The sequence below is a fragment of the Mesorhizobium sp. WSM4845 genome (genome assembly GCF_055811455.1).
In genome coordinates this window covers 81,114-88,077 of sequence record NZ_JBVVQA010000012.1, presented here as the reverse complement: position 1 = coordinate 88,077, position 6,964 = coordinate 81,114, and the positions used below count along the sequence as shown (strand labels likewise).

Genomic DNA, 6,964 nt, shown 5'->3' with positions numbered 1-6,964 from the left:
CCACGCCTTTGGCGGGCAACCGGGGGGCGGGTTCCCGGTTTTTGGGCTTGGCCCCCCCCGTTTCCACGCGTGTTTGGCGGGCCCCCGGGGGGCCACGGGGGCCCCCGCCCGCTGGCGGGGCGGGGGACGCAGCGTTTGGAGCAGCGCCATGAGCGAAGCCATCGTTTCGGTTTTTTCCGACCATGTCTGTCAACTCGGCGAAGGCCCGAGCTATGACCCCGCCACCGAAACGCTCTACTGGTTCGACATCGTCAACGGCCAGCTTCTGGAAAAGCCCCTGTCCGGCGGTGCCGTCAAAATCCACGAGCTTGGCCAAATGGCCAGCGCGATCGCCGTCGTCGACGACAAAAGACAGTTGATCGCCACCGAAACCGGCCTGCATGTCCGCGACGTGGCGACCGGCAAAATGACGCTGCATACGGCCATCGAGGCCGACAATCCGACGACGCGATCGAACGATTCGCGCGTCCATCCCTGCGGCGCCTTTTGGGTCGGCACGATGGGCAAGGGCGAGGCAAAGTCCGCTGGCTCGATCTACTGGTTCTTCAGGGGTGAGTTGCGCCGACTCTATTCGGACATAACGGTGTCGAACTCGATCTGCTTTTCCGAAGATGGAACGGTCGCCTATTACACCGATACCAGCACCGGCCTGTTGATGCGCGTCGGCTGCGATCCAGCGACCGGCCTGCCGGCTGGCGAGCCGAAGATATTCGTCGATCACCGCAAGGCCAAGGGCTATATCGACGGTTCGGTGCTCGATCGCGACGGTGTCCTGTGGAACGCCTGCTGGGGCGGCAGCGTCGTTGAAGCCTACGGGCCTGACGGCAAGCTCATCCGTTCGGTCGCGATGCCGGTGACGCAGCCGTCCTGCCCGGCCTTTGTCGGCAGGAATGCCGACCGGCTGGCGGTCACCTCCGCCTGGTCGGGCAAGGATGAGAAACAGCGCCTGCTGGATCCGCAAGCCGGCATGACGTTTCTGCTCGACATTCCGGTCAACGGCCGCTTCGAGCCGCGCGTGCTGATCGCCTAGACCATGATCCCGAACCTTCGGTTCGGAAAGATCATGGTCAAACAGGAAGATCGCGCCAGCACTGTCGCGCAGGCGCCTGGCTGACGTCGATTCCGCGAAAGCCTGATACATCCGCCATGCGATGGTAGCAGTCGCGCTGCCAGGCCCCGTTCATCGCCAGGAATCGTTGATGCCATGTCAAGCCGCAGGCCGAAGCTGATCCTAGTCTACGAGCCGGAAAACGCCTGCTTCGAGCGGCTGGTTGCCGATGGCCACGTGCCGGCGCACGCAGCCGAAATCGCCTCCTATCTGGCGCAATCGACCGACATCGCCCCCGAGTTCGACGCGCTGGCCGCAGCCTGCCAGACGCGCGGCCTGTCCTTCGCGCCGGTGGCGCTCGACGATGCCGCAAATGTGCTTGCCGGTGAGGATCCGAAGACGACGCTGGTGTGGACGCTGACCGACGGCATCGCCTATTTCCGTGGCGGTGCGGCGCCGGCGCTGGCAAGGCTGAACGGCCTGAAGCTGCTCGGCGCCGATGATGCGCTGTTTGCGCTCTGCCAGGACAAGTTCCGCTCCGGCGCCGTGCTCGGCGCACTCGGCCTGCCGGTGCCGCAATCCGGTTTGGCACGCGACGGACGCTGGCTTGTCGAGCCACCGGTTTCGTCAGCCGGCTGGTTCGTCAAGCCGAGCCGGCTCGGCGCCAAGATTGGCATCTGGCCGGATTCGCGCAGCAGAGATCTCGGCCACGCGCTTGAGCTTAGCCGGCGCGTCTTCGCTGCCTATCGCGACGATGTCGTCGTGCAGCCCTACGTCACCGGGCGCAATGCGCGCGCCAGTTTTCTCGGTCTGAAGCCGGACACCGGCGTCGAAGCGCTCGGCATCGTCTTTGTCGAGTCGGGAAGTGATTTCCAGACAATGGAAGACAGCCTGGCGCTCTACGGTGACACCGGCGAGGCTGCCAGGGCGGCGGGAACATATGCCGAGCCGGTGCTGCTGCCGGTTGCCGCCAGCCAGCCGCGAGCCGATGCAAGGATCCGACGGATCGCGCAAAGCCTGATCGCCGGGCTTGGCCTGCGGGATGTGTTTTCCGTCGATTTCCGGGTCGAAGCCGACGATAGCATCCATCTCATCGAGTTCGAGGTCTGCCCGGGCCTGCCCTGCTTCGATTTCCGCGTCTATTGCCGCACGCAATGGCAGATGGGCCTCGCCGATGCGATGGCCGCGACCGCCGCGAGCCGTTTTTTCGCCTCGCCCACGAAATGAGCAGCGCCCGCGTACGCAGCCGCGCCGACGGGCCAGGACCGTGCCTCGACAAACGGCTTGCGTTCCGACATTTCACTTAATAGGGTGTTAAGTGAAGGAGGCACTCGGTGAAAGTCGACCCTGCGACAATCCCGGAGGTAGCCGCGCTGGCGACGACGGAAGCCGGCAAGGCCAAGCATGTCGGCGGCCGGATCAAGGCCATTCGCATGGCCCGACGCATTTCGCTTCGCCAGCTGGCTGACATGGTCGGCACGACGGCGAGCTTCATCAGCCAGCTCGAGCGCAATCTGAGCGGCGCCAGCGCCAGCACCCTGATGCGGATCGCGGCAGCCCTGGATCTCGGCATCAACGAATTGTTCGAGCAGACCGAAGGCGGGTTCCACAAGGTGCTTACCAGAGCCGACCGCCCCCTGCTGCCGATCAGCCACGGTTGCCGAAAGACGCTGCTGTCGCGTCGGCCGATCCATGAATTCGAGGTTTATTCGGGGGAGTTCGACGTCGGCGGCTCGACCGGCGACGACGCTTACACGCATGGCGGCAAGCACGAGATGTTCGTCGTCCTGAAGGGAACAGTCGAGCTGACGCTGGCAGACGAGCGCTTCGTCATGAACGAAGGCGACAGCATCGAATACGCCACCTCGACGCCGCATCGTACAGAGAATATCGGCAAGACGCCGGCGCAGGTGCTCTGGATCATCGCGCCCCCGACCAGTGGCGCGGCGGAACTCAATCGATACACGCCCGGACAAGGCTCGCAGCCGGACGGACCGAACTAATGCGGGTGCACATAAATGGGAGATAAAACATGAAGACCAAGATCGGACAGGTGGCCGCGCTCGGGCTGCTGATGATCACCACAGCAGCGCTTGCGCAGAGCAAGCCGGTGGCGGGCGAGGTGGCAGAGGGCTCGCTGAAGGGCAAGACGCTCACCTTCGTCTCGTATGGGGGCATTTATCAGGATGGTCAGATCGCCGCGCTGAAAGAGTTCGTCGACAAGTCAGGCGTGACGCTGCTCAGCGACGGGCCAACCGAGATCTCGAAATTGCAGGCGCAGGTCGAGTCCGGCAATGTCACCTGGGACGTTGTCGATACCGGCGATTTCCCGCCCTACGTCTATTGCGGCAAGCTGTTCCAGAAGCTGGACTTCTCAAAGATCGATACGTCCAACATTCCGGAGGGCCAGATCAGCGAATGCAGCGTGCCGGCCATGAACTATGGCGTGGTGCTGATGTACAACACCGAAAAGTACAAGGATAACCCGCCCAAGAGCTGGAAGGATTTCTTCGACATCGAGAAATTCCCGGGCTCGCGCGCCCTGGATGGCAGCGGCGATCTGTCCGGCGGCATGATCGAGCAGGCGCTGCTCGCCGCCGGCGGGTCGGTCGAAAACATGACCGTTGCCGATATCGACAAGGCTATCGAGAAGGTGAAATCGCTCGGCCCGGACACGATCTTCTGGAAGACCGGCGCCGATTCCCAGCAGCTCGCCGAATCCGGCGAAGCCGACATGATCGCGATGTGGACCGGACGTGCCATGACCGCGGTGAAGAACGGCGCGAAGTACACGCCGGCGTGGCAGGACTGGCTGGTGGTGATGGATCAGATGACCATTCCGATGGGCGTCAAGGACCCCGACGCGGCGCATGCGCTGATCAACGCCTATCTCGGCAAGAGCGCGCAGGAGACGCTTGCAAAAACCACCTCGTATACCCCGATCCACAAGGACGCGAAGCCCGAAGTGGACGAGATCACCGCGGCGTTCATGACCAACACGCCGGACAAGCTGAAGCTTGGCTATCAGCAGAACATCAAGTTCTGGGTGGAGAACTTCGAGGTGGCGAACGAAAAGTGGAACGGGTTGATGGCGGGCAACTAGGTCCGCCGCCGTGGCAACGAGAGCAATCGACAGCCGGGACACTGTTCCGGCTGTCGCGGCAGACGGCCGGCGGCGCTGGTTTCGTGGACAGGCTTTCTGGCTCGTCGCGCCGGCGCTGCTGCTGCTCGTCATCTGCCTGGGCCTGCCGCTCGCCATCGTGACCTTGCGCAGCTTTTCCGAGCCGCAATGGGGATGGCAGAACTATGCGTGGTTCTTCGGCACACCGGTCAATCTGACCGTGCTTCAGCGGACCTTCGCGATCTCCGCCTGGGTGACATTGGTATGTCTCATCGCCGGCTATCCCTATGCCTATGTGATGACCGCGGTCGGACCCAGGATGCGGCTCGTCCTCATTCTGTGCGTGCTTGTGCCGTTCTGGGTGAGCGGCGTGGTGCGCACTCTGGCATGGGTCATCCTGCTGCAGGATTCCGGCGTGATCAACTCCGTCATCAGGGCTGTCGGCCTTAGCCCGGTCAAGCTGATCCGCACGCAGACAGGCGTGGTGATCGGCATGGCGCAGGTGCTGTTGCCGTTCATGATCCTGCCGCTCTATTCGGTGATGAAGACGATCGACCTGCGGCTCATGCAGGCGGCACGGAGCCTCGGCGCGAGCCCGGCACGCGCCTTTGCCCAGGTCTATCTGCCGCTCTCGCTTCCGGGCGTCTACGCGGGCGCCATCATCGTCTTCATTCTTGCACTTGGCTTCTACATCACCCCGGCGCTGCTCGGTGGTCCGCGGTCGACCATGCTCTCGACCCTGATCCAGAACCAGGTGCTCAGCCTGCTCAACTGGGGCCGCGGCGGTGCGATGGGTGTGGTGCTGTTGATCGCCACCTTCGTCCTGCTCGCGCTCGCAGCGCCGCTGTCGCGTCAACCGCACAAGACGGGCTCGAGGCGCTGATGAAACAGCCCGGTCGAATCCTGCTCGGTCTGTACTGCCTGCTGGTCGCGGTCTGGCTGGTCGCACCGACAATCGTTGTCGTGCCGATGTCGTTCAACGACAAGAAGTCGCTGGCCTTTCCGCCATCCGGCTTTTCCTGGCAGTGGTACCAGAACTTTTTCACCAACCCCGAATGGTCGGCGAGCCTGGTCGGCTCGCTCAAGGTTGCCGTCGTCACGGCGCTGTTCGCCACCGTCATCGGCACGCTGGCGGCATTCGGCCTCGATCGCATGAAAAGTCGCGTCAGCGGCGTGCTGCGCGCGCTGCTGATCACGCCAATGGTCGTGCCGGGGGTGGTGCTCGCCGTCGGAATCTACGCGGTCTATCTCGATACGCGGTTGGTCGGCACCATGACCGGCTTTGTGCTGGCCCACACGATGCTCGCCGTTCCTTTCGTCATCATCGCCGTCTCCGCCAGCCTGGAAGTCTTCGACAAACGGCTGGAGACTGCTGCGGCCAGCCTCGGCGCGACCCGGCTGACGGCGTTCAGGACGGTGACCTTGCCGCTGATCGCGCCGGGCATCCTGTCGGGGCTGCTGTTTGCGTTCGTGACCTCATTCGACGAGATCATCGTCGCGCTGTTCATCACCAGCCCGTATCTGAAGACACTGCCGGTCCAGATATTCTCGAGCATCACCCGGGACGCCGACCCCACCGTTGCGGCAGTGGGCACGCTGCTCTTCATCGTGACGTCGCTAGTGATCGGGGCGGGGCTGCTGATCGGTTCGAGACAGGGAAAAAATTGACATGGCCTCACCATCGACCCGCGGCGCAGCCATAGATCTCAAATCCGTCAGCAAACACTATGGCAGCTTCATCGCCCTCGACAAGGTCTCGCTGCGTATCGAGCCGGGGGAGTTCATGACGCTGCTCGGACCCAGCGGTTCGGGCAAGACGACCACGCTCAACGTCATCGCCGGCTTCACCGAAGTCAGCTCGGGTTCACTTGATGTCGGCGGCAAAAGCGTCATCGGCGTACCGGCGCACAAACGCAATATCGGCGTCGTCTTCCAGCACTACGCGCTATTCCCGCATATGACGGTGAGCAGGAACGTCGCATATCCGCTGACCCTGCGCGGCATCGCCAATCCCGATCGCGCGGCCCGGGTGCGCAAGGCGCTGGACATGGTGAGGATGGCCGATTTCGGCCACCGCTTCCCCAGCGAGCTCTCCGGCGGACAGCAGCAGCGTGTCGCGCTGGCGCGTGCCATCGTATTCGACCCGCCGCTGCTCTTGATGGACGAGCCGCTCGGCGCACTCGACAAGAAGCTGCGTGAATGGCTGCAGCTCGAGATCAAACGGATCCACAGGGAATTGGGCACCACCTTCGTCTACGTCACGCACGATCAGGAGGAGGCCCTGGTCCTCTCGGACCGCATCGCCGTGTTCAACCAGGGACGCATCGAGCAGATCGGCACCGGTCGCCAACTCTACGACGAGCCCGAGACGTTGTTCGTCGGAAAGTTCGTCGGCGACTCGACGATACTGCGTGGCGCAGCCTCCACCTCCGGCAACGAGACCGCCATCGACATAGCCGGACGGAAAGTGGCCGCCGCCAAACGCCTTGCCGACGGCGCCAAGCCGGTGATGCTGCTGCGGCCGGAGAAGCTGAGCCTCGCCAGGCGGGGAAAGGGCGGACAAGATCGAAACACCCTGCCCGGGCGCATCGGCGAGGCCATCTATCTCGGATCTGGCTCCAAATACGAGGTCGTGCTGGCCGACACCTCGAAGGCGATCGTGCGCTCGACGCTGGAGGCCGAAACCTTCGCCATCGGCGACGAGGTCGACCTCGTATTCGCGGGCAACGACGTGAAGCTGCTGGCCGACGACGAGAATGCCGATTTCACGCTGACCTAAAATCCTGTCTGGGAAA

7 protein-coding genes are annotated in these 6,964 nt (G+C 63.5%); all 7 read left to right on the top strand.

Annotated elements, in window-relative coordinates; translation table 11 throughout:
• Positions 1–148 precede the first annotated feature (148 nt).
• The 7 genes from AC0L2C_RS15870 (at position 149) to AC0L2C_RS15840 (ending at position 6,948) form a co-directional block, all read left to right on the top strand.
• Complete coding sequence (locus tag AC0L2C_RS15870) at positions 149–1,030, top strand: SMP-30/gluconolactonase/LRE family protein (protein ID WP_473523799.1); 882 nt, start codon at positions 149–151, stop codon at positions 1,028–1,030.
• Positions 1,031–1,204: 174 nt separating this feature from the next.
• Complete coding sequence (locus AC0L2C_RS15865; RefSeq protein WP_473523798.1) at positions 1,205–2,275, top strand: D-alanine--D-alanine ligase family protein; 1,071 nt, start codon at positions 1,205–1,207, stop codon at positions 2,273–2,275.
• A 107-nt stretch (positions 2,276–2,382) separates the two neighbouring features.
• The gene (locus AC0L2C_RS15860) at positions 2,383–3,051 is read left to right on the top strand and encodes a helix-turn-helix domain-containing protein (protein WP_473523797.1); all 669 of its coding nucleotides are present in this window, start codon (positions 2,383–2,385) and stop codon (positions 3,049–3,051) included.
• Positions 3,052–3,080: 29 nt separating this feature from the next.
• Complete coding sequence (locus AC0L2C_RS15855) at positions 3,081–4,151, top strand: extracellular solute-binding protein (RefSeq protein WP_128174798.1); 1,071 nt, start codon at positions 3,081–3,083, stop codon at positions 4,149–4,151.
• A 10-nt stretch (positions 4,152–4,161) separates the two neighbouring features.
• A complete protein-coding gene (locus AC0L2C_RS15850; RefSeq protein WP_287290121.1) occupies positions 4,162–5,052 on the top strand; it encodes an ABC transporter permease in 891 nt (296 codons plus the stop codon).
• Positions 5,052–5,837, top strand: coding sequence for an ABC transporter permease (locus tag AC0L2C_RS15845; protein WP_292404742.1), 786 nt, complete (start codon positions 5,052–5,054; stop codon positions 5,835–5,837). The genes AC0L2C_RS15850 and AC0L2C_RS15845 overlap by 1 nt, the downstream gene beginning before the upstream one ends.
• Position 5,838: 1 nt before the next feature.
• Positions 5,839–6,948: an ABC transporter ATP-binding protein gene (locus AC0L2C_RS15840; RefSeq protein WP_473523796.1), complete on the top strand. Its 1,110-nt coding sequence runs from the start codon at positions 5,839–5,841 to the stop codon at positions 6,946–6,948.
• Positions 6,949–6,964 lie beyond the last annotated feature (16 nt).

Excerpts from the sequence above, each read along its gene's own strand:
- AC0L2C_RS15870 (WP_473523799.1), top strand. The coding sequence starts at position 149 with ATGAGCGAAGCCATCGTTTCGGTTTTTTCCGACCATGTCTGTCAACTC.
- AC0L2C_RS15865 (WP_473523798.1), top strand. The coding sequence starts at position 1,205 with ATGTCAAGCCGCAGGCCGAAGCTGATCCTAGTCTACGAGCCGGAAAAC.
- AC0L2C_RS15855 (WP_128174798.1), top strand. The coding sequence starts at position 3,081 with ATGAAGACCAAGATCGGACAGGTGGCCGCGCTCGGGCTGCTGATGATC.
- AC0L2C_RS15845 (WP_292404742.1), top strand. The coding sequence starts at position 5,052 with ATGAAACAGCCCGGTCGAATCCTGCTCGGTCTGTACTGCCTGCTGGTC.
- AC0L2C_RS15840 (WP_473523796.1), top strand. The coding sequence starts at position 5,839 with ATGGCCTCACCATCGACCCGCGGCGCAGCCATAGATCTCAAATCCGTC.